The sequence below is a fragment of the Amycolatopsis sp. NPDC005961 genome, from assembly GCF_040629235.1.
In the GTDB taxonomy this organism is placed as follows: domain Bacteria; phylum Actinomycetota; class Actinomycetes; order Mycobacteriales; family Pseudonocardiaceae; genus Amycolatopsis; species Amycolatopsis camponoti.
The window spans coordinates 1-21160 of sequence record NZ_JBEXVF010000055.1 but is presented as its reverse complement, the minus strand read 5'-3'; the positions used below and the strand labels follow the sequence as shown (position 1 = coordinate 21160).

General features: G+C 69.8%; 24 protein-coding genes and 1 pseudogene. 12 read left to right on the top strand and 13 right to left on the bottom strand.

The annotated features are described in order from the left end of the window. Nucleotides 1–91: 91 nt before the first annotated feature. Nucleotides 92–493 carry a helix-turn-helix domain-containing protein gene (locus ABZ342_RS35725; RefSeq protein ID WP_360482710.1) on the bottom strand — a complete coding sequence of 134 codons (402 nt, stop codon included), beginning with the start codon at nt 491–493 and terminating at the stop codon, nt 92–94. A 106-nt stretch (nt 494–599) separates the two neighbouring features. Here ABZ342_RS35725 and ABZ342_RS35720 point away from each other — a divergent pair, with 106 nt between their 5' ends. Beyond that, nucleotides 600–2015 (top strand): MFS transporter, encoded by a 1416-nt coding sequence (locus tag ABZ342_RS35720; protein ID WP_360482707.1) that lies wholly within the window; start codon nt 600–602, stop codon nt 2013–2015. A gap of 106 nt (nt 2016–2121) precedes the next feature. On the opposite strand, the gene ABZ342_RS35715 is transcribed toward ABZ342_RS35720, so the two are convergent. The 4 genes from ABZ342_RS35715 to ABZ342_RS35700 all read right to left on the bottom strand — a co-directional run bounded on the left by ABZ342_RS35715 (nt 2122) and on the right by ABZ342_RS35700 (nt 4486). Further along, the gene (locus ABZ342_RS35715; RefSeq protein ID WP_155546187.1) at nt 2122–2565 is read right to left on the bottom strand and encodes an SRPBCC family protein; all 444 of its coding nucleotides are present in this window, start codon (nt 2563–2565) and stop codon (nt 2122–2124) included. A 4-nt stretch (nt 2566–2569) separates the two neighbouring features. After that, complete coding sequence (locus ABZ342_RS35710; protein WP_155546186.1) at nt 2570–3283, bottom strand: zf-HC2 domain-containing protein; 714 nt, start codon at nt 3281–3283, stop codon at nt 2570–2572. Continuing rightward, entirely contained in the window at nt 3280–3831 is a 552-nt protein-coding gene (locus ABZ342_RS35705; RefSeq protein WP_026469270.1) for a sigma-70 family RNA polymerase sigma factor, read from the bottom strand. The genes ABZ342_RS35710 and ABZ342_RS35705 overlap by 4 nt, the downstream gene beginning before the upstream one ends. 145 nt (nt 3832–3976) lie before the next feature. Further along, nucleotides 3977–4486: a hypothetical protein gene (locus tag ABZ342_RS35700; RefSeq protein WP_155546185.1), complete on the bottom strand. Its 510-nt coding sequence runs from the start codon at nt 4484–4486 to the stop codon at nt 3977–3979. 223 nt (nt 4487–4709) lie between these two features. On the opposite strand from ABZ342_RS35700, the gene ABZ342_RS35695 reads away from it, so the two are divergent. After that, nucleotides 4710–5252, top strand: coding sequence for a fibronectin type III domain-containing protein (locus tag ABZ342_RS35695; protein ID WP_360482702.1), 543 nt, complete (start codon nt 4710–4712; stop codon nt 5250–5252). Nucleotides 5253–5256: 4 nt separating this feature from the next. Here the strand turns inward: ABZ342_RS35695 and uvrA are convergent, their stop codons facing one another. Next, entirely contained in the window at nt 5257–8118 is a 2862-nt protein-coding gene (uvrA, locus tag ABZ342_RS35690; protein ID WP_360482699.1) for an excinuclease ABC subunit UvrA, read from the bottom strand. 76 nt (nt 8119–8194) lie between these two features. Continuing rightward, complete coding sequence (locus ABZ342_RS35685; RefSeq protein WP_360482696.1) at nt 8195–9400, bottom strand: acyltransferase; 1206 nt, start codon at nt 9398–9400, stop codon at nt 8195–8197. Between the two features lie 110 nt (nt 9401–9510). On the opposite strand from ABZ342_RS35685, the gene ABZ342_RS35680 reads away from it, so the two are divergent. The 4 genes and pseudogenes from ABZ342_RS35680 (at nt 9511) to ABZ342_RS35665 (ending at nt 12994) form a co-directional block, all read left to right on the top strand. Continuing rightward, nucleotides 9511–10188: an MBL fold metallo-hydrolase gene (locus ABZ342_RS35680; RefSeq protein ID WP_360482693.1), complete on the top strand. Its 678-nt coding sequence runs from the start codon at nt 9511–9513 to the stop codon at nt 10186–10188. 31 nt (nt 10189–10219) lie between these two features. Next, nucleotides 10220–11458, top strand: a complete 1239-nt coding sequence (locus tag ABZ342_RS35675; protein ID WP_360482690.1) for a hypothetical protein — start codon at nt 10220–10222, stop codon at nt 11456–11458. 123 nt (nt 11459–11581) lie between these two features. Then, nucleotides 11582–12064 carry a hypothetical protein gene (locus ABZ342_RS35670; RefSeq protein WP_360482687.1) on the top strand — a complete coding sequence of 161 codons (483 nt, stop codon included), beginning with the start codon at nt 11582–11584 and terminating at the stop codon, nt 12062–12064. A gap of 41 nt (nt 12065–12105) precedes the next feature. Next, nucleotides 12106–12994, top strand: a pseudogene (locus tag ABZ342_RS35665) (IS5 family transposase). A gap of 28 nt (nt 12995–13022) precedes the next feature. On the opposite strand, the gene ABZ342_RS35660 reads toward ABZ342_RS35665, so the two are convergent. The 5 genes from ABZ342_RS35660 to ABZ342_RS35640 all read right to left on the bottom strand — a co-directional run bounded on the left by ABZ342_RS35660 (nt 13023) and on the right by ABZ342_RS35640 (nt 16593). Further along, a complete protein-coding gene (locus tag ABZ342_RS35660; RefSeq protein WP_360482684.1) occupies nt 13023–13805 on the bottom strand; it encodes a DUF1684 domain-containing protein in 783 nt (260 codons plus the stop codon). Nucleotides 13806–13824: 19 nt separating this feature from the next. Beyond that, nucleotides 13825–14430, bottom strand: a complete 606-nt coding sequence (locus tag ABZ342_RS35655) for a hypothetical protein (protein ID WP_360482681.1) — start codon at nt 14428–14430, stop codon at nt 13825–13827. A gap of 4 nt (nt 14431–14434) precedes the next feature. Continuing rightward, the gene (locus tag ABZ342_RS35650; protein ID WP_360482678.1) at nt 14435–15400 is read right to left on the bottom strand and encodes a hypothetical protein; all 966 of its coding nucleotides are present in this window, start codon (nt 15398–15400) and stop codon (nt 14435–14437) included. Between the two features lie 207 nt (nt 15401–15607). Beyond that, the gene (locus ABZ342_RS35645; protein WP_155546175.1) at nt 15608–15826 is read right to left on the bottom strand and encodes a hypothetical protein; all 219 of its coding nucleotides are present in this window, start codon (nt 15824–15826) and stop codon (nt 15608–15610) included. A gap of 65 nt (nt 15827–15891) precedes the next feature. After that, nucleotides 15892–16593, bottom strand: a complete 702-nt coding sequence (locus tag ABZ342_RS35640; protein WP_360482675.1) for a Crp/Fnr family transcriptional regulator — start codon at nt 16591–16593, stop codon at nt 15892–15894. 74 nt (nt 16594–16667) lie between these two features. On the opposite strand from ABZ342_RS35640, the gene rnhA reads away from it, so the two are divergent. After that, a complete protein-coding gene (gene rnhA, locus ABZ342_RS35635) occupies nt 16668–17129 on the top strand; it encodes a ribonuclease HI (protein ID WP_360482672.1) in 462 nt (153 codons plus the stop codon). Nucleotides 17130–17172: 43 nt separating this feature from the next. On the opposite strand, the gene ABZ342_RS35630 is transcribed toward rnhA, so the two are convergent. Then, nucleotides 17173–17937: a hypothetical protein gene (locus ABZ342_RS35630; RefSeq protein WP_360482669.1), complete on the bottom strand. Its 765-nt coding sequence runs from the start codon at nt 17935–17937 to the stop codon at nt 17173–17175. Nucleotides 17938–18288: 351 nt separating this feature from the next. Between ABZ342_RS35630 and ABZ342_RS35625 the strand changes: the two genes are divergently transcribed. The 5 genes from ABZ342_RS35625 to ABZ342_RS35605 form a co-directional block, all read left to right on the top strand. Then, a complete protein-coding gene (locus tag ABZ342_RS35625; RefSeq protein WP_360482666.1) occupies nt 18289–18984 on the top strand; it encodes a hypothetical protein in 696 nt (231 codons plus the stop codon). Then, nucleotides 18981–19748, top strand: a complete 768-nt coding sequence (locus ABZ342_RS35620) for a hypothetical protein (RefSeq protein WP_360482663.1) — start codon at nt 18981–18983, stop codon at nt 19746–19748. Before ABZ342_RS35625 ends, ABZ342_RS35620 begins: the two co-directional genes overlap by 4 nt. A gap of 80 nt (nt 19749–19828) precedes the next feature. Then, entirely contained in the window at nt 19829–20209 is a 381-nt protein-coding gene (locus tag ABZ342_RS35615) for a YchJ family metal-binding protein (protein WP_360482660.1), read from the top strand. Continuing rightward, nucleotides 20209–20628 (top strand): hypothetical protein, encoded by a 420-nt coding sequence (locus tag ABZ342_RS35610; protein WP_360482657.1) that lies wholly within the window; start codon nt 20209–20211, stop codon nt 20626–20628. Before ABZ342_RS35615 ends, ABZ342_RS35610 begins: the two co-directional genes overlap by 1 nt. A 293-nt stretch (nt 20629–20921) precedes the next feature. After that, nucleotides 20922–21160 (top strand): hypothetical protein (locus tag ABZ342_RS35605; RefSeq protein WP_360482654.1); only part of this gene is annotated, 239 nt, incomplete at its 3' end.

The following is a 21160-nucleotide window of genomic DNA, read 5'->3' as shown; positions in this document are numbered from 1 at the left end:
GTTCGTGCTCACGCCCCCGCTGAGCACGAGCCGCCGCGGGCCGCGGTGCGAGTTCCCCGACTTCGCACCGCGGCCCGTTTCCATGTCCGCGTCAGCAGGCGGCGTGACCGTCGTAGACGACGCGCGCGGCGGCGATGTCTTCGCGGTGCTGCTCCGCCCAGCCGAGCAGGCCGCTCAGCGACTGGTACAGCTCCTTCGCCATCGGCGTGGCTTCGTACTCCACGCGCGGCGGGACCGTCGGGTAGATCGTGCGCTCCAGCAGGCCGTCGCGTTCGAGGTTGCGCAGGGTCAGCGTCAGCATCCGGCGGCTGATCCCGTTGACCGCGCGTTCCAGCTCGGTGAAGCGCACCGGACCGCGGATCGCCTCCAGGAGGATGCCGATCGCCCACTTCCCGCTGATCCGGTTGATGACCTCCAGCACGGTGCAGACGTCGAGTTTCTCCGGATCGATCTCGGTGACCTGGACAGGTACACCGATGTTCCCCTGGGACATGGAAGTGCCTCCTTACGCGGACCCCCATGGTCACACATGATGGGCACTGTTACAAGAAGTGCCCTGGCAACGACCAGGGGGAACGCTCAACTGGAGGGGCCCAGAAATGGCCGAGAACCACCCCATCCGCTCCCGAGGCCTCGCACTGGCGGTGCTGTGCGCGGCGTCGCTGATGGTCGTGCTGGACAGCAGCATCGTCGCGGTGGCGCTGCCCGCGATCCAGGCCGACCTCGGCTTCACGCCCGCCGGGCTCGCCTGGGTCGTGACGGCGTACCTGGTCGCCTTCGGCGGCCTGCTCCTGATCTCCGGCCGGCTCGGTGACCTGCTCGGCCGCCGCCGCGTCTTCCTCGGCGGGCTCGGCCTGTTCACGCTCGCTTCCCTGGTCGCCGGCCTGGCCACGGACGCGGGCGTGCTCGTCGTCTCGCGGTTCGCGCAGGGCGTCGGCGGCGCGCTGGCCTCGGCCGTCGTGCTGGGGATGATCGTCACGATGTACCCCGAGCCGCGGGCCCGGGCCCGCGCGATCGGCGTCTACAGCTTCACGCAGGCCGCGGGCGCGTCGATCGGGCTCATCGCCGGCGGCGCGCTGACGCAGGCGCTCAGCTGGCACTGGACGTTCTACGTCAACCTGCCGATCGGCGTGGTCGCGCTGGTGCTGGCGGTCCGCGTGGTCGAAGCCGACCGCGGCCCGGGCCTGCGGGCCGGCCTCGACGTGCTCGGCGCGGTGCTCGTGACCGCCGCGGTGATGCTCGGCGTGTACGGGATTTCGTCCTCCGCCTGGGGTGTGCTCGCCGCGGCGGCCGTGCTGCTGGCCGTTTTCGTGGTGCGGCAAGCGAAAGCGCGCACACCGCTGCTCCCGCTGCGACTGTTCCGGATCCGCGCGGTCACCGGCGCGAACGTGGTGATGGTGCTGATGGTCGCCGGGATGCTGGGCTTCCAGTTCGTCACGGCGTTGTACCTGCAGCAGGTGCTGGGCCTCGACGCGCTGTGGACCGGCGTCGCGTTCCTGCCGGTGCCGCTGGTGATCGCGGTGGCGTCACTGGGTTTCGCGGACAAGCTCGCGACGCGGTTCGGGCCGCGGACGGTGCTGCTGTCCGGCCTGGGCCTGGTGATCGCGGGCTTGCTGCTGCTGACGCGGGTGTCCGGCGGCTACTTCACCGGCGTCCTGCCCCCGCTGCTGCTGATGGGTCTCGGCGCGGGCGCGGCGATCCCGGCGCTGATGGGGCTGGCGATGTCCGACGTGGCCCCGGAGGACGCCGGCGTGGCGTCCGGGCTGATCAACACGACCCAGCAGGTGGGTGCGGCGATGGGGACGGCGATCCTGGCTTCGGTGGCGGCTTCCCGCACGGCGAGCCTGGGATCGCTGGATCACCGCGAAGCCTTGGCGTCCGGCTTCCGCCTGGCGTACGGAGTCAGCGCGGGCTTCCTGATCGCCGCGGTGGCATTGGGCGCCCTGGTCCTGGCCCGCCGCCCCCGCCCGGCCGCTTCGCCCGCCCCGGAGGTCTGCGCGGCCGGCCAGGCGTGATCCGAAGGTCGACACGCGTGATCAGAGAGTCGACACGCGTGATCAGGGGGTCGACACGGCTTCCCCGACCGTGTCGACTCCGCAATCACGCGTGTCGGCGCTTCGATCACGCCAGGTAGGTGCGAAGGCCACGGTGACCCCGCCGCATCATCAGCGCGTGGTTCGCGCGGAAGAGCGGCCGGGCCACCGCGTCGAGCCGCCGCAGCAGCTCCTTGCGAGCCTGGACGTCCTGGGTGATCTGCAGGAGCGTGCCCGCGCCCGCCGCGCGGACCGCTCCGGCCAGCACCCCGTCCAGGTCGCCGCTCAACCGGACCCGCAGCAGTCCCGCCCGCTCGTCCTGGTGCTCGCGATGCATCCGGACCACCAAGCGGAACGGGAGCCGGGACCGGCAGATCAGCTCGGCGGTGTCGTCGTCCACCCGGCGGACCGTGCGGACGTCCGACCACCACCGCGGGTAGCCGGCGAGGTCGGTGACCGCGCCGAACACCCGATCGGGCGCGGTACCGGGCAGCAGCCACGTGCTGCTGAACCGGTAGCGCGCGCCCGTCACGGCGTCACACCTGGGCCGAGACCAGCTTCCGGCCGTCCACCGTGACGATGTCGACCGACTTCACGTCGTCGGGCGCCACCAAAGCGGAGCCGTCGAGCGAGAAGCCCGAACTCTCCCACTTCTCGGACACCTTCCAGCTGCCGGCGGTGACCGCCTGGCCTTCCTTCGTGACGACCTGGAGGAGGCACTGCTCCCCGGCCTTGACGCCCTTCACGGCGACGTTCACCCGGACCCAGCCCTGGAAGGGGCTCACCGACGCGGCCAGCTGCACACCGGTCGTCGGATCACGCCCTTCGACGCTCTTCGTGCCGGGCACATCGGTCGGCGGCGCGGGGATCGCGAGGGGCTCGCTTCCCCCACCCGTCTGCCGGCCGACCAGGATTCCGCCGCCGAGCGCGGCCACGACCAGCACGGCCGCCGCGACCAGGGCCAGGCCCCGGCGTGACGTCGAGCGCACCGGCGCCGTCTTCTCCTCGTCGCGCACCCGCCGCAGGGTCTTCTGCAGCAGCAGGTCCCCGCCTTCGGGCGGCCCGTCGAGGAACGCCTCGGGCGGTACCTCGTCGAGTGACTCGCGCAGAGCCACGAGCTCGTTCAGGTCGAACCGGCACTGCGCGCAGGTCTGCAGGTGCCGCCGCTCGAAGTCGGCCGCCTCCCCGGGATCGAGCGCGCCGAGGGCGTACGCGCCGAGCTGCGTGTGACTCTCGTCGACCGAGTTCATCGCGCCACCTCCGTTCCGCTCGAAATCATCGCTGCTCTCAGTGCTCTCAGTGCGTAGTACGACCTTGATTTCACGGTACCCGGTGCGACGCCCAGTGTTCTCGCCGCTTCGGCCACCGTCCGTCCCCGGTAGTAGATCTCCACCAGGACCTCTCGGTGCTCGTTCGATAGGCCGTCCATCGCGCCGAGCACCGTCATCGAGTCGACCACGCCCTGGGCGTGATCGCGCTCGACGGCCGGCGTCGGCACGCCTTCGGCCGGTTCGGCCACCTCTTGGGGCCGCGCCGCCCGGGCGCGGGCCCGGTCGGTGACCAGGTTGCGCGCGACGGTCAGCAACCAGCCGCGCACCGAGCCCTTCCCGTCGTTCTGCAGGTCGTCCGCGTGTTTCCACGCTCTTACCAGCGTCTCCTGGACCACGTCCTCGGCTGCCGCCCGATCACCGGTCAGCCTCGTCGCGTAGGCCAGCAGGCTTCGCCCGTGCTCGGCATAAAGCTGCCGGATCAGGTCTTCACCTTTGGCCTTCTTAGGCCGCCTGCCTCCTATGGCCACCCTCGTCCTCCCGACGGTGTTCTGAGTCGTCGAGGACAGTAGTGCAACCCTCAGCTCCACCGGCGGTGCGTGCGCCGAGCGCAGCGCGACCATGGTGTTCATCGGCTGCCCGTCCTTCCTCGTCCTGCCCGGAATCCGTCGGTGATCAGTAGCCGGAGCCACCGGCCGCGGGCTGCGCCGCGGTGATCTTGCTGCCGTCCGGGGCGACGGCGAACCAGGTGCCGTTGGCGCCCTGGCCGTTCATCTGCCCCGGGGCCTTGTCGCCCGAGAACTCGTAGAGCGCCCAGCCGTTGAGCGTGAGCTGCTTGCTGCCGTCCGGCCGCGCCAGCGTGCCGACCTGGCTGTCCTGGATGCCCTCGAGCATCGTGGCGCCCTCCCCGGCCAGCGCCGGCGGCCAGGTCGCGGCGCACTGGGCGTCGCAGTGGGACATCGGCGGCGTCGCCATGTCCTTGTCGAACCGGTAGAGCGTCTTGCCCGCGGCGTCGGTGACGACCGTGCCGACTCCCGCGACCTGCGTGGCGGCCAGCATCACGTGCCCGGGCTGCCCGTGGTCCGGGTTCCCGGCTCCCGCGGAGGCCATGTCACCGCAGGCCGACAACGGGGCGACGACGGCGATCGCGGCGGCGCACAAACTGGCCGTCCGGATACGGTTCATGACGTTTCTCTCCTCGGTGAGGGCGGCACCGCCGTCCGGCGGACCTCGACACCTGAGACACGGACGCGTGCACGAAACGGTTCAGTGGGGTTTCGGGCGGTTCGGTGCCGGTCCGGGGCCGGATTGGTGCGTTCCGGTGATCGGCACGACCTTGTCGCCGTACGGGCGGGGTTCCTAAGCTGATCACATTCGCCGCCGCCCCCGCTTCACCTCGGGAGCCGCCGTGTCCGTGAAACCCCTCTTCTGCGTGGCGCTGCTGGCCGCGGGCTGTTCCACCCCGGCGCCGCCGCCGTCGTTCACCGCGTCGCTGACGTCACCGACCGACGTGGTGTTGACGTGGCCGGACGACGGGGCGGGCCACCGCGTCGAGTACGCGAACGACCCCGCCGGGCCGTGGACGACACTGCGGTTCCTGCCCGCCCACACGACGAGCTACCACCACCCGGACCTGATCCCGGAGACGCCGTTCTACTACCGGGAGCAGCCGTTCACCGGCCCGGTGTCGACCGAGCTGCACGAGGTGGCCTCCGGCGACACGGTGACTTTCACGTGGGCCGACCGCACGAGCGACGAAGCCGGATTCCTCCTGGAGATCCGGCGGCCGGGCGCGCCGGACTTCGACCCGGTCGAGGTGACCGACCCGGACGCGACGACGTGCGCCTTGTCCGTCCTCCCGGGTGAGGAGGGCTCGGCCTACCGGCTCCGGACACTGCACTACGGCCCGCTCTCCCCGGTGGTCCACCAGACCACCGGGAAGGAGCGGTGAGCCGCTACTCGGCGGTGAGGACGGTGCGCAGGAACTCGCCCGTGTAGCTCTCCTCGACGCTCGCGATGTGCTCCGGCGTGCCCTCGGCGACGATCGTGCCGCCGCCGTTGCCGCCCTCGGGACCCATGTCGATGATCCAGTCGGACGTCTTGATCACGTCGAGGTTGTGCTCGATGACGATCACCGAGTTGCCCTTGTCGACCAGCCCGTTGATCACGCCGATCAGCTTGTTGATGTCCTCGAAGTGCAGGCCGGTGGTCGGCTCGTCGAGGATGTAGACGGTCTTGCCGGTCGAGCGCTTCTGCAGCTCGCTGGCCAGCTTGACGCGCTGCGCCTCGCCACCGGAGAGCGTCGGCGCGGGCTGGCCGAGCCGGACGTAGCCGAGGCCGACGTCCACCAGCGTCTGCAGGTGGCGGTGGATGGCCTTGATCGGCTCGAAGAACTCCGCGGCCTCCTCGATGGGCATGTCGAGCACGTCCGAGACGGTCTTGCCCTTGTAGTGCACCTCGAGGGTTTCCCGGTTGTACCGCGCGCCCTTGCAGACCTCGCAGGGGACGTAGACGTCCGGCAGGAAGTTCATCTCGATCTTGATCGTGCCGTCGCCGGCGCACGCCTCGCAGCGGCCGCCCTTGACGTTGAACGAGAACCGGCCCTGCTGGTAGCCGCGGACCTTCGCCTCGGTCGTCGCCGCGAACAGCTTCCGCACGTGGTCCCAGACGCCGGTGTAGGTCGCCGGGTTGGACCGCGGGGTCCGCCCGATCGGCGACTGGTCGACGCGCACCAGCTTGTCGACGTTGCCCAGGCCGTTGACCCGGGTGTGGCGGCCCGGCACCTGGCGGGCGCCGTTGAGCTTGTTCGCCAGCACCGTCGCGAGGATGTCGTTCACCAGCGTCGACTTGCCCGAGCCCGAGACGCCGGTGACCGAGACCAGGCAGCCGAGCGGGAACGAGACGTCGAGCCCGCGCAGGTTGTGCTCGCGCGCACCGACCACGGTCAGCTGCCGCTTCTTGTCGATCGGCCGCCGGATCGCCGGGATCTCGATCCTCCGCCGCCCCGACAGGTACTGCCCGGTCAGCGACTCCTTGCTCTTGAGCAGCTTCTTGTACGGTCCACTGTGGACGATGTGGCCGCCGTGCTCGCCCGCGCCCGGGCCGATGTCGACCACCCAGTCGCTGGAGCGGATCGTGTCTTCGTCGTGCTCGACGACGATCAGCGTGTTGCCCAGGTTCCGCAGCCGGGTCAGCGTCTCGATCAGCCGGTGGTTGTCGCGCTGGTGCAGGCCGATCGACGGCTCGTCCAGGACGTAGAGCACGCCGACCAGACCGGACCCGATCTGCGTGGCGAGCCGGATCCGCTGCGCTTCACCACCCGAAAGAGTGGCCGACGCGCGGTCGAGCGAGAGGTACGTCAGGCCGACGTCGAGCAGGAAGCGCAGGCGGGCCTGGATCTCCTTGAGCACCGCGCCGGCGATCATCGACTCGCGCTGCCCGAGCTCCAGCTCGTCGAGGAACTGCGACGCCTCCGCGATGGACAGCGCGCAGACCTCGGCGATCGACATGTCACCGCGGGTCTTGTGCTGCAGCGTGACGGCGAGGATCTCCGGCTTGAGCCGGGTGCCCTGGCAGGCCGGGCACGGCACCTCGCGCATGTAGCCCTCGTACCGCTCGCGCATGTACTCGGACTCGGTCTGCTCCTGCCGCCGCTCGAGGAACGGGATGACGCCCTCGAAGGCCGCGTAGTACGACCGCTGGCGGCCGTAGCGGTTCTTGTAGCGGACGTGGACCTGTTCGTCGACGCCGTGCAGGACGGCCTTCTGGGCGCGCGCCGGCAGCCGGCGCCACGGCGTGTCCATCCGGAAGCCGATGGTCTCCGACAGCGACTCCAGCAGCCGGATGAAGTAGTCCGCGCTCTGCCCGCCCGACCACGGCGCGATCGCGCCCTCGGCCAGCGACAGCTCGTCGTCCGGGACCACCAGCTCCGGGTCGACCTCCTTGCGGATGCCGATACCGGTGCACACGGGGCAGGCGCCGTAGGGCGAGTTGAAGGAGAACGAGCGGGGCTCGAGGTCCTCGATGGCCAGGGGGTGGCCGTTGGGGCAGGCCAGGTTCTCGGAGAAGCCGCGGATCCGGTTCGGGTCGTTCTCGGGCAGGTCGACGAACTCCAGCTCGACCAGGCCGTCGGCCAGCCGCAGCGCCGTCTCGACCGAGTCGGTGAGCCGCTGGCGCGAAGACGACTTCACGCTCAGGCGGTCGATGACCACGCCGATCTGGTGCTTCTCCTGCTTCTTCAGCTTCGGCGGATCGGTGAGCGGGTACACCGTGCCGTCGACGACCACGCGCGCGTAGCCCTGCTGCTGCAGGTTCTCGAACAGGTCGACGTACTCGCCCTTGCGCCCGCGCACGACCGGCGCGAGCACCTGGAAACGGACGCCTTCGTCCATCTCCAGCACCTGGTCGACGATCTGCTGCGGGGTCTGCTTGCTGATCGGCTCGCCGCACTTGGGGCAGTGCGCCTTGCCGGCGCGGGCGTAGAGCAGGCGCAGGTAGTCGTAGACCTCGGTGATCGTGCCCACGGTCGAGCGCGGGTTGCGCGAGGTGGACTTCTGGTCGATCGACACCGCGGGCGAGAGGCCCTCGATGAAGTCGACGTCCGGCTTGTCCATCTGCCCCAGGAACTGGCGGGCGTACGCCGAGAGCGACTCGACGTAGCGCCGCTGCCCTTCGGCGAAGATGGTGTCGAAGGCGAGGCTCGACTTCCCGGACCCGGACAGACCGGTGAAAACGATCAGGCTGTCGCGGGGCAGGTCGAGATCCACTCCGCGGAGGTTGTGCTCGCGGGCACCGCGAACAACGAGGCGATCAGCCACGCCAGGGTCCCTTCAGTGTCATTCTCAGCTGCGGTTGCCGGCCCGGAGAGGAGGCTGCACGGGCGGCCTCTCCATGCTACGAGCCACCACCGACAGAAACTGGCTCCGCGTCTTTGACCTGCGGTTCTTCCGGCTTCCGGCGGGTGGTGAGCCACCGGTGGACCGGCCGTTCGACCCCCGCGGTGACCGCCCAGCCCGCCAGTACGGCGGCGCCGACGACCACGGGGAGCCGCAGCCAGCCGGGCAGGCCGGCGTCGAGCAGGGCGCGGGCCAGGACGTAACCCAGCTCCTGGTGCACCAGGTAAAGACCATACGAGATGCCCGCGAGCCAGGTGACGGCCGGGGCGATCCTCGCCAGTCCGGGGAACCGCCAGTCCGGGCCGCGGGCGGCCAGGCAGACCAGCAGCAGGAGCACGGCGAACCCGATCGTGGACGGCCAGCGTAGGGCGTCCTGCGGCAGCGCGACGTGGAACGGGAAGACCTGCAGGTCCTGCGCGGCGACGGCGGCGACCACGAACAGCGCGGCGTGCCACGTCTTGAGCCGGCGTTGAGACCAGAGCCACAGCGCGATGCCGATGGCGAAGACGTGCAGCCGGTGCAGGCCCAGGCCGTAGTAGAACGTCTCGACGACCGGGCTCGCCGTCCCCGGCGCGAAGACGACGAAGCGCAGTGCGAGCGGGACGAGGATCAGGGCCCAGAGCAGGGCGACGGTCAGCCGGTGGGTGCGCCACGACCGCGGCCACAGGAGGGCGGCGCCGGTGAAGGCCAGCAGCTGCACCGGCAGCGTCCAGTAGGAGCCGTCGAGGTAGTAGAACGTCTCCGACCGGATGCCCCACTCCTGCACCATGCCGAGGTTCGCGACCAGGTCGAGCCCGGTCGGGATGTACCACGGCGACGGGTTCGACGGCAGCCCCTGCGGCACGCCGAAGAGGAACCCGGTGACTCCGGACGGGTAGGGCAGGCCGCTGAAGGAGATGGCGGCCCACCGCGTCACGACGTAGGTCACCAGGACGGCGACGAAGTAGGCGGGCACGAGGCGCGCGACGCGGTTCCACAGCCACCGGCGCGGATTGCCCTTGCGGAGGCTCGCGCAAACGAAGAAGGCGGAGATCACCAGCAGGATCGCGGCGCCGAACTGCGCTGTCACCCTGACGGGGTACCCCGTCAACTCCGGGTGCAGGAGCGCGCCCTGGTGGGTGACGTGCCCGAGGATCACCGCGAAGACGGCGACGACGCGGAGGAGGTCCCAGCTGATCCGGCGCGGCGTCGGGGAGGTGGGCACGGTCGTCCTGAGGTCGGCTGGGCTGGGGGTCGCCGTGAGCCTACGTGGCGGGGCGGCCGCGCGCTTGTGCGGGTGGAACCGGTTGGAGCGAAACGACTACCGTGTGCCAGGTGAACATCGTGGAGACCTACACGGGGCACGTCGACCCGGGCGGCGACGCCTCCCGGCGCACCCTGGACGCGCTGACCATCACCAAGCTGTCCGTCGGCCCGATGGACAACAACGCGTACCTGCTGGTGTGCCGGGCGGACAACGAGGCCCTGCTCATCGACGCGGCGAACGACCCGGACCGCATCTCGGACCTGATCGGCCACGGCCCCGACCGCCCGGCGTTGAAGACGGTCGTCACCACCCACCAGCACCAGGACCACTGGCAGGCACTGGGCGCGGTGGCCGGCGCCAACGGAGCCAACACGGCGGCGCACCCTCTGGACGCTTCGCCGTTGCCGGTGCCGCCGGACTTTTTGGTGGAGCACGGGGACACTCTTTCGGTGGGGCAGGTCACTCTTTCGGTGATCCATTTGAGGGGGCACACACCGGGGTCGATCGCTTTGCTGTACCGCGATCCGGCTGGGCATCCGCACCTGTTCACCGGGGACTCGCTGTTCCCGGGCGGGATCGGGCGGACCACGTCGCCGGAGGACTTCTCGTCGTTGCTGGACGACGTGTCGTCACGGATCTTCGACGAGCTGCCGGACGAGACGTGGTTCTACCCGGGGCATGGGGACGACTCGACGCTGGGCGCGGAGCGCCCGAAGCTCGGCGAATGGCGCGAACGCGGCTGGTGACGTCGGCGGCACAGTGACGAGGGGAGACGACATGGATCTCGATCGCGCCCTGGCGGTGATGCGCACAGAGACCCATATTCGAGGTCGAAGCGATCACGCGCTCGCGCTGAGCCTGGCGAAGAAGCAGAGCTCGGTCATGTCCAAACCCCTGTTACCGGCCTCCGGCTTGCACGGTGGTGTCCGCTTCCGGCCGTGCGAAGTGCTACATCTGCTGTCCTACGTCACCCGGCCGCGCTACCAAGCTGATCTCCACGACGTCTACGTGCAGTGGGGACTGTTGCGTTACCTGGGTTTCTTCGATCTGGAGGACTCCGGGTACCCCCTGACCGGACTCAGTGTCAGCGCGGCCGGGCGCCGCATCACGGGCAACCAGCGGCGAGTGACTTCCGAAGAGATGGGCATCGCTTTCGGAGCTCTCTTGGCGCTGCACTGGGTCGGGCACAGTGGCGCCACGAACGTACCCATCAGCGTCGTCGACATCGACGCGGCGCTGGACGACCGATACGTCTACGCTGCCGGCGCCCGTCAGACGGTGCGGAAAACCGGCACCCTGCGTCCCGACTACCTGCTCGTCGTGCACGATCCTTCGCTGCGCACCCGATACCGGGTGCGCGTCCTCGAGTGCAAAGGCACCAAGTCCCGGAGCTATGGCCCGAGGCAGCTCGCGCACGCGGTCGAGCAGCTCGGGGGCGTTACCGTCGGGGGCCGGACGCCTGCCGGCCTGGCAGTTTCGACGATCACCTCCGACGACGGGCTGTTCTACTACGCCATCGATCCACCCGACGAGGAGGAGCCTTCCTACGAAGTGACCTCCGGGACGATCGAAGACGCTCACTCGTTCCGATTCACCAACGACGCGCAGATGTCGCCGACCCGGCTCGTCAGCGCGTCGGTGCGCACCGCATGGGCCACGCTCGCCGACTTCGGAGGCAACCTCAGCGCGCTCGATCGGTGGGCACCCGGAATCATGCGTAACCGTCTCACTCGTCAGTCACGCGACCGGGTGACGTTCGAGACGCCGTTCGGCTCGGCCACGGGAACCAGCGTGACCTTCAGCTTCGACGGAGCCCGCCTCACCGTCCGGCACGCGATCGACACCCGGGTCGACGAGCAACTCACCCGAGGAGAAGCCGAAGACGTCTCGGAGGCGCAGAGGTCGTTCGCCGAACGCCTCTCCGGAGTGCCGGACCGCGATCGCGAAGCAAACCAACGCGAAGCGGTCTCCGCGACGCCCGACGGATCGATCTTCTCGCTGCGCAGAGAAGACTGACCGGCCGACCCGTCCGGAGCAGCCGGGTAACGATAAGGGACTCCCGCGCAACTCCCGGACGAACCGGACGTCTCCCGATGACCCAGCGCTGGGACTTCCACCGGTTCACCCAGGAGGTCCACCATGTCCAGACCCGTCAGACGCGCCCTTCTCGCCATCACCCTGCTGCTCGCGGCGAGCGTCGCCGCCGCCGCGCCGGCTCAGGCCGTCAACAGCGTTCCCACCCTCACCACCATCCGGACCGGGAACAACCCCACCTTCGACCGGGTCGTGCTCGACCTCGGGCCCGGCGGCACGCCCACCGTCAGCTACCAGCTCGTCGACGAGCTCACCTCCGACCCCAGCGGGGAAATCGTGTGGCTCACCGGGCAGTACTTCGTCAACGTCGCCGTGTCGCACGCCGCCGCGCACGACGATGCCGGGAACCCCACCTACACCGGGCCGCAGAAGTTCCGGACGCGGAACCTCTCGAACGTCATGGCCGTCGCCGTCACCGGGGACTTCGAAGCGGAGCTGACCATCGGGCTCGGCGTGCGGTCGCGGACCGCGGTGAACGTCTTCACGCTCACCGGGCCCAACCGCGTCGTCATCGACGTGGCCCACTAGGGCCTGTCCTCAAAGCTGGTGCGAGTGATCTGCTTTGATCTTTGGTTGTGGTGCGTAGGCATGAGCTGACCGATGAGCACTGGCAGGTCATCCAGCCATTGCTGCCAGCGTCGGGCGCGAAGGGGCGTCCACGGGTGGATGACCGCCGGGTCATCAACGGGATGTTGTTCAAAGCCAAGACCGGAGTGGCGTGGCGGGACCTGCCGGAACGCTATGGGCCGTGGAAGACGGTCTACAACCGGTTCTGGCGCTGGTCACGCACCGGCACCCTGTCCACGCTGGTGACGCAGGTGCAGGTTATCGCCGAGGCGATCGACGAACTCGACCGGGAAGTGTCGGTCGACTCCAGCATCGTGCGAGCCCATCAGCACGCCGCCGGTGCTCGCCGTGTCCCGGCGTCTCACACAGGGGGCGATCGGATTCTGCGGCGGGCAGAGCGAGCCAGGTGATCATGCCATCGGCCGGTCCCGCGGTGGACCCACCACCAAGATCCACCTCGCGTGCGATGGTCATGGTCGGCCGTTGTCGGTGGTGCTGACCGGAGGCAACGTCAACGACTGCACGATGGTCACCCAGGTCATGGCCAAGATCGCCTTCCGTCGGTCGGGCCCGGGCCGCCCGGCGACCCGGCCGAGCAGAGTGCTGGCGGACAAGGGCTACTCCAGCCGGGCGATCCGCTCCTACCTGCGCCGACGCCGCATCCCGGCGACGATCCCGGAACGCCGTGACCAGCAGGCCAACCGGCTGCGCCGCGGCCGGGCCGGTGGACGCCCAACGGCCTTCGACCGCACCGCCTACCGACGCCGCAACATCGTCGAGCGCTGCTTCAACCGGTTCAAGCAGTTCCGCGCCATCGCTACCCGCTTCGACAAGACCGCTATCTCCTATCGAGGCATGATCGATCTGGCCACGCTGATCATCTGGCTTTGAGGACAGGCCCTAGGGGACAGCGGGGGAGTCACCCGCGCTCGTACGGGATCTTCTCCCCCGCCTCCACCGCCAACGGCAGGTGGTTGCCCGCCGGCGGCAGGGGGCACGTCGCGAAGTCCGTGAACGCGCACGGCAGGTTCACCGCCCGGTTGAAGTCCAGGGTCACCGTCCCGTCCGGGGCGGGCGCGCCGACCGGCAGCGAGCGGTTCGCCGCGTACGTCGTGACGCCGCTCGTCTCGTCCGTGAACAGGATGCTGAAGCCGCCGTCCTTGCCGTTGAACGCCGTCAGCGTGTGCGGCGCTCCCCCGACGGAGAAGTGGACCAGGCCCGGCGCCGTGTAGACGTGACTCAAGCCCTCCACCACCGCACCGACCGTCGTGGGCCGCGGCTCGTCGAACGGCTCGAAACGGCCCGTGACCACCCAGGACGGCGACGGCTCGTACGCCGGGACGCCGTGGAACTCGCGCAGCACCTCGGCCTTCGGGTCGTGCACGCGGATCAGGTACCCCGAACGGCGGGCGACCTCGATCTCGACGTCGCCGGCCAGCACGCGCGTGCCCGCGCCGCTGTTGACCAGCTCGAACCGGCGGGTCTCCGTGATCGGGGAACCCTCGTGCGCGAGGGCCGCGCCGGCCGGGTCGACGTACGCCGCTTCGGCGTCCTGCCACCAGCGGCCCGGGATGCCCGGGTACTCACGCGGGGCGTCGGTCAGCCAGTCGAGCGACACCAGCGCCAGCCAGCCGTGGGGTGCCGCGAGGTCCTCCTCGCGGTGGGTCTTCCAGTCCTGCCACTCGCTCGTGAACGTGCTCATCGCGGGCCCTTCTCCTCGGCTACGACGGTGCCAACCCGTCGCGAGAGCCGGTATTCCGCGTCCCAGTATCCGGACCGGTCGACACCCAGGCGATTTCGCGCTCGCCGCCGGCGGGGACGACGACGCGCCGGAACCCCGGGACGTCGTCGATCGCCGCGTGGAACCGGTCGGAGACGATCAGCAGCTGATCGCGCCCGGGCTCCGCGCCCATCGCCGTCTTCAGCACCTCCGACTCGCACAGCCAGACCGCCAGCGCGATCGCGGCGCCACCGAAGTTCGGCGGCCGCAGCACGACGTCGCCGTGGTCGGCGGCCAGCCTCAGCCGCAGCCTGCCGAACTCGTTGAGGTGACGGTTGCGTCGCCGCAGCGCCGCGTCCAGCTCGCCGGCGAACCCGGTCGCGACCCACCGCAGCGGCACGCTCGGCGGGATGACCAGCGTCGCGTTGTCCCCTTCCGGCCGGCGGTACCAGGTCGGCGTGCGGTACGGCACCGGGACGCGGTCGAACACCTCGTCCAGCACCCCGTCGAGGGTGGCGCCGAGGTGCACCGCGCGGGCGGTGCCGCCGCGGCTGGGGGCGACGATCCCGATCCGGACGACCGTCGCGGCCACCGGGACGGTGCGCATGGGCTCAGTCCTCCCGGGGGTCGAAGGACCACTGCAGGCCGTAGCTCAGCCCCTGGTGCAGGTCGTGGAACTCCAGCGCCACCTCGCCGACCCGGTTGACCGTCAGCGCGTCACCGGAGTCGACGCCGTCGTCCACGACCCGGCCCGGGACGCCGTTGAGCCGCCACACGCGCGGCGGCGGGTTCGCGCGGTCGAACCGGACCCGCACCGCGAACTCTTCGCAGCGGCGCAGGGGCGTCATGACGTAGTACGGCCGCAGCGACGTGCGCCGCGGCGCGAAGCGGATCCCGTACTCGTGCCGCTGACCGAGCCGCAGCGGGCTGGGCAGCCGCATGACGAACTGCGCGTGGCTCACCGAAACCTGGCGCGCTTCGACGATCTCGCCGCCGAACAGGACTTCGGCGGAGATGTCCGGCACCGGGTCGCTGCCCGGCTCGGCCGGGACGCTGAACGAGAGCACGAGCTCGTCGAGCTCGTCGACCTCCGCGACGATCCGGCGCTCCTCCTGCAGGTCCGGCGGGTCGCGGTCGAGCCGGAGCACTGCCTTCGTGGACTCGGCGTACCAGCCGGCCAGCGGGTGCCGGTCGCGGTCCGGCGGGGGCGCGCCGAGCAGCTCGTCGAGCCGGCGGAACGCGAGGTCGATCCGCCGTCGCGCGGTGCGCGGGTCGCGGTCCAGGACGCTGGCCAGCCACGAGATCCGCCGGTCCAGGAACTCCCCCGCGGCCTCCTCGTGCAGGCCCAGCGCGGCGAGCGCGGCCAGCCGCAGGTCGGCCGGGAGCCGGCCGCACAGCTCGGTGAGCCGCAGGACGAGCTTCTGCCGGGCGGCGGAGGGCTGGTCGGCCTCGGTGATCGCGCACGCCTCGCGCAGGCAGGGACCGATCCGCTGGTGCAGGTCGGCCGCGTCGAGCCCGCGGCCGCGGCGCAGTTCGTTCAGCTCGCGCACGAACGGGAAGGAGTTCTCCGGCCGCATCCCACCCCCTTCCGGAGCCGCGGTGAAAATGACAGCCAACATTACCAAGAACGTTCCGCGTGGGGCGTGACAGATCGCGGACACCGGAATTCACGGAAATGCCCGGCCGGCCGACCCCCCACGAGCCGGCCGACCGGGACGTGCGCGGATCAGTTCGCGCCGAAGATCAGCGCCCAGATCAAGTGGCTCTCCATCACACACACCTCCTCATCGCTGCACCCAAGCCGAGGCGGAGAACGGGGCGGAGCCGTGTGACGCCGGCGCGGCCGGCTCCGTCGCGTTTCCGGTGGCCGCCAGGAAACCCGCGACAGCACCGACCACGAACGCGGCGAAGACCGATTTCACCAGGGTCAAGATCTTGCAGTAGACGTTCACGGCAAAGCACTCCCCGACCTCGCTCGAAACGGAAATCCGGCCGGTCGGCATCCGATTTCTTTTTCCGGCCGGAACCCAGGATCGCGCCGGGGCGGGGTTCGCTCAGAGGTCCGCTGTCACGGGCGGTGTGTGCCGTTTGGCTCAGAACGGGCGAAGGCGCGCAGCACGCGCAGCTCGCGGATGAGGATCCGGCCGCGGCCGGTCTCGACGATCCCCCGCTCCCGCAGCATGCGCAACGCCCGTGCGACGGTACGCCGGGCCGCGCCGATCTGCGCTCCGATGTCCTCCTGCGAGCCTTCGACTATCACGCCCTCGGGCACGCGCCGGCCGCGCTCCTCGGCCAGCCGGACCAGGACCACCGCGACGCGGCGGCTGACGTCGAAGGCCGCGGCGTCGACCCGGGCCGACTCGGCGCTGCGGAGCCGGGCCGCGACGGTCTTGATCGTCGCGATGGCGATCTCGGGCCGGGTGTGCAGGACGTCGACGAACTCCGCGCCGGTCAGCTGGAAGACGACGCAGGGTTCGATCGCGCGCACCGACGCCGAGCGCGGCCGCCCGGTGACGGCGGCGAGGTCGCCGAGCACCTCGCCGGGGCCGCGCAGGCCGAAGAGGACCTCGCGGCCGTCCTCGACGATCGTGGAGACGCGCACCCAGCCGGACACCAGCACGTGGACGTGGTTGGATGGGTCGCCCTCCATGAGGACGACGTCGTTCGCGCGGAACCGGCGGCGGGTGCCCCTGGCGAGCAGGTAGTCGCGATCGACGTCGGCGAGATAGGCCAGGAGCGCTCCCTCGGCCGTGTCGTCGTGCCCGCTCATGGCTCCCCTCCGGATCTCCACGTTAACCCGGCGTGGCGGGCCGGGGCGAGGGCCGGGACCGATAGGGTCACCGCGTGGACGTGGAGATCTTCACCGACGGCGCGTGCAGCGGGAACCCGGGACCGGGCGGCTGGGGCGCGGTCCTCCGCTACGGGCGGCACGAGCGTGAGCTCTACGGCGGCGAAGCCACGCCGACGACGAACAACCGGATGGAGCTGACGGCGCCGATCCGGGCGCTGGAGAGCCTGACCCGGCCGTCGCAGGTCCGCGTGTTCACGGACAGCACGTACGTGCGCAACGGGATCATGCAGTGGCTGCCCCGCTGGAAGAGCAACGGCTGGCAGACGGCGGCGCGCCAGCCGGTGAAGAACGCGGACCTGTGGCAGCGCCTGGACGCGGCGGCGGGTCTCCACGAGGTCGAATGGCTGTGGGTCAAGGGCCACGCGGGACACCCGGAGAACGAGCGCGCCGACCGGCTCGCGGTGCGGGGAGCCCAGGAAGCGCGGGAGACCGGGAAGCCGGTCAACGCCGAATAGTCCTCAGCGGACTGGGTGACCGCCGCTGCCGGGCGGGTCGTCGTCACCATTCCCACCGGAAGCCCACGACCGTGTTCTCCATCGACCGGACGAACCTCCTCGTCGCGGAGTTGACGAGCTCGATCGATTGCTCGTCGACCGGTGAGCCGTCGAGGTGGTCCGCCCACACGCACCACCAAACTCGGTGTGGGACTCTGCCGGTGAACACGACAGCCATGTCGACGTTCTCGGCTCTGGCGAACGCCGCTCTTCGCACTTCCGTCAGACCTGCGGAACGCCGGTCGAAGACAGCGCAGTACTCAAGTGCCGCTGTCTCGTCTTTCTGCAGCGGCCGGTCGAGTTCGATCTCGACGCTCCGCAGGCCGCGACCGTACTCATGGCTCTGCCCGAGCTGCCCACCGAAAGCGACCTCGATCCGAGAGGCCTCCGGTTCGTGGTTGAAGAGGTAGATATCCACGCCGTCCTCGATCGCCCGGATCGTGTGCGCCACGCGACGCACGTTCAGGCGCCCGTCGGTGACGTCATACCGCTCGACCAGGTTGATCGTGCGATGCCGCTGCCCGCGGATCATCTCCCGCCTGCTTCGTAACGTATGGGCGATTTCACTGGTCGGGGTGTGCCGGCCTTCGTAGACCTCGCAAAGGTGCGTCCGGTCCGTGTCCGTCATTTCGAACGCTTCGAGGAACCAGGTCAGCGTCTGGAACGAGAGAGTCTGTCCGGTCAAGGCTCGGCCCACCCGGTCCTTGAGCATGCGCGCCGTACGTTCAGCCCCTGTCGGGTCTTGCTCCCACAAGTAGTGTTCGATCACCTTCGCGATCGCGGACTGATTTAGCTTCCCCGTGACTCGCGAGGTCAAGGCCCGCCACTTCGCCCGATAGGGCGGAGATTCGGCAAGAAGCCGACTTAGAAGAGTGCCCGTTGCATGGACGTTGGGGTCAGACTGAGCCACAACTGGTACCTCCAAGCTGCACGGCGACGATTGTAGTGACATCGGAGCGCGGGAAAACTGCGCTTCCGGGTGACGCGGAGGAATCGCGACCTGCGGCTATGCCGCTCCCACCCGGGCACGCCGAACGCCGTGCGACACAACTGCGACAGAGAAGCGCCAACTCGGCGCTAGCTTTGGAGCACTCCGCCGAATCATCCGGAAAGGATCACCATGGACGACGAGACACCGACGACTCCGGAAGACTCCGAACACGACTTCGCAGACGGAGCGCCGAGCAACGTCGTGCACACGGATTTCGAGCCCGAGGAAACGAAAACAGCTGATTCCGCCGAGAACGGGCTCGCCGAACTCAAAGCCATGCAGACCTCCTTCGAAGCGCTCAGTCCGCTCGCGGAGGAAGCCCGCCGGCGCGCGCTCTCGTGGCTGATCGAGGCGCTGGGGCTGACCGACCTCGCGCCGACCGGTTCGAACTCGAATCAGCCGCAGGAGAACCCGCGGTCCGACGCACCCTCGGGCGCGGGCGGAACAACGGTCAGCGCTCGCGACTTCATGAGCCGGAAGAAGCCCGGCTCCCAGGTGGAGCGGATCGCCTGCCTCGCCTACTACCTCGCCCATCACCGGGACACCCCACACTTCAAGTCCTCGGACATCTCCGCTCTCAACCTCGAGGCGGCCGGGCAGAGGTTCGGCAACCTGCCGAGGGACTTGGACAACGCGGACCGGCAGAGCGGCTACGTGGTCTCGGCAGGACAAGGAGCGAAGCAGATGACCACTCGCGGCGAGGCGGTCGTCGAGGCCCTACCGGACCGTGAGGCGGTAAAGGCGGCCTTGCAGGAGCACCCGTACCGGCAGAAGCGGTCCGGCGGCAGCAAGAAGAGTTCGCCGGACGAAAAGGGTGACAAGTGATCACCGCCCGAGACGTACTCGAATCGTCCTACGATCACACCCTGGCGACAGAATTGCTCGACGCATACGCAGATGCCAAGCACAATTACCTCCTCGGCGGACATCGCCTCAGCGCTGTCGAAGGCGGCAGGTTCTGCGAGGCCGCATACCGGATTCTCGAACAGATGACGAGAGGTCGGCATACGCCCATCGGCGAGCAGCTGAACACCGAGAAAACCGCGAGGGCGCTGGAATCCCTGAGCGCCGCCGATTTCCCCAAGGCGGTACGCATCTACTTACCTCGAGCGCTACGCGTCGTGTACGACATCCGCAACAGCCGGGACATCGCCCATCTTGCCGACGGGATCGATCCGAACCTCCAGGACGCCACCCTGGTCACCGCCGTCCTCGACTGGGTGATCGCCGAGTTCGTCAGGTTGAGCAAACGTGTCGATGCCGACACAGCCCAACGGCTCGTCACAGAACTGGTCACGCGCAAGTACCCGGTCGTGCAAATGTTCGGCGACCGCCCCAAGATCCTGCGAGCCGACCTCCGCGCGAGCGACACGGTGCTCGTTCTCCTTTATCACCGGGGCGCGACACCCACGACGCTGAGCGAACTCGCGACCTGGGTAGCGGACTCGATGCAGAAGAACCTGCGCCGGACCGTACGGGCAATGGACGACAAAGCCCTCCTACACCTCGAAGGCAACAAGGTGCTGATCACTCGCGCGGGGGAACACACAGTCGAATCGCGAAGACTCCTCGAGGTCGAAAGCACCTGAACGGCCGCCGGAAAACACGCACGAACCACACACAGCGATCTTCACCGGGATCGCCCCGGCCGCCGTGGCAGAATTCCCCGATGCCTCCCGCCTCGTGCCCGTGCGGCCTCGCCGAGTCCTACCCCGCCTGCTGCGGCCGGTTCCACGACGGCGGCCTCGCGGCGCCGACGGCCGAGCTGCTGATGCGTTCGCGGTACAGCGCGTTCGCCGTCGGGGACACGGCTTACCTGCTGCGCACCTGGCACCCGGACACCCGCCCGCGCCGGCTGAGCCTCGACCCCGGCCAGGAGTGGACGCGGCTGGAGATCCTCGCCCGCACGGGCGGCGGCCTGCTGCACGCCGAAGGGACGGTCGAGTTCCGGGCGCACTACCGCCACCACGGCAGGGACGGGATCCTGGAGGAGAACAGCCGCTTCCGCCGTGATGACGGCCAGTGGGTCTACCTCGACGCGGAAGCCTGATGGGCACCGCGCTCGTCGGCGTGGCCGGGGCACTGCTCGGCGTGCTCGTCGGCGGTTTCCTCCAGCTGCTGCAGGCATCGCGCGCCCGCCGGTGGCAGCGGGACGACGCGCTCGGCAAGCTGAAGCAAGCCGCCTACGCCGAATACCTGCGCTCGATCAGCGCGAGCTACGGCCAGGCGATGGCCGGAGAGCGCAGCCGCACCGAGGACGCACGGTTGCACGCCGCCACGGCCGAGATCGAAGTGCTGGCGGGCCGGGAGGTGGCCGGGCCCGCCCGGGACCTCGCGACCACGGTGATCGAGACGCACTCGAAGATCGCGTCCGGCGAGGGTGTCGAGGGGACCGCCGTGACCGCCGTCGACCGGCAGCGGCTCGAGGTGGTCGCACTCTTCAAAGCCGATCTCGGAATCACGGCGTAGCAAGCCCCGCGGAGCTGATCGGTGTCCCGCTGAGCGAGGCACTTCCCCGGCGGATCCGGGAGGACGGCTCACTGCCGCTCCTGCTGGCCGTGCACACCGCGGCGGTGTGGCCGGCGGCCCGGATCCGACCGAAACGCCCCTGTTCTCCCGATGACCGGACCGCTACGATCGTCCGCAATTGTTAGGAAAGTTCCCTAACGATGGTCCGCTCGACCCCCACGCCGCCGCGGTGCCTAGGAGGCGCGCTAGTGAGCTATCGGCAGAGAAGATCCCGGACCCTCGTGGTGGCGGCGGTGCTCGCCGTCGCCGTGAGCGGGGCGACCGTCCCGGCGGCGACCGGCCAGGAGCAGGCCAGAGCGGTGGTCACCGCCGCGGCGCCGGCCACCGCCGTCCCCGGCTTCCTCATCCATACGTCGGCGCAGGTCAGCGACGACTCGGCGGTGTCGAAGCCCGGCTTCGGTCCGGCTGATCCGCAGCGTCGTGCAGGTCGACGGCGCCGACCGCGAGATCGAGGAGACCACCGTCCAGCGCG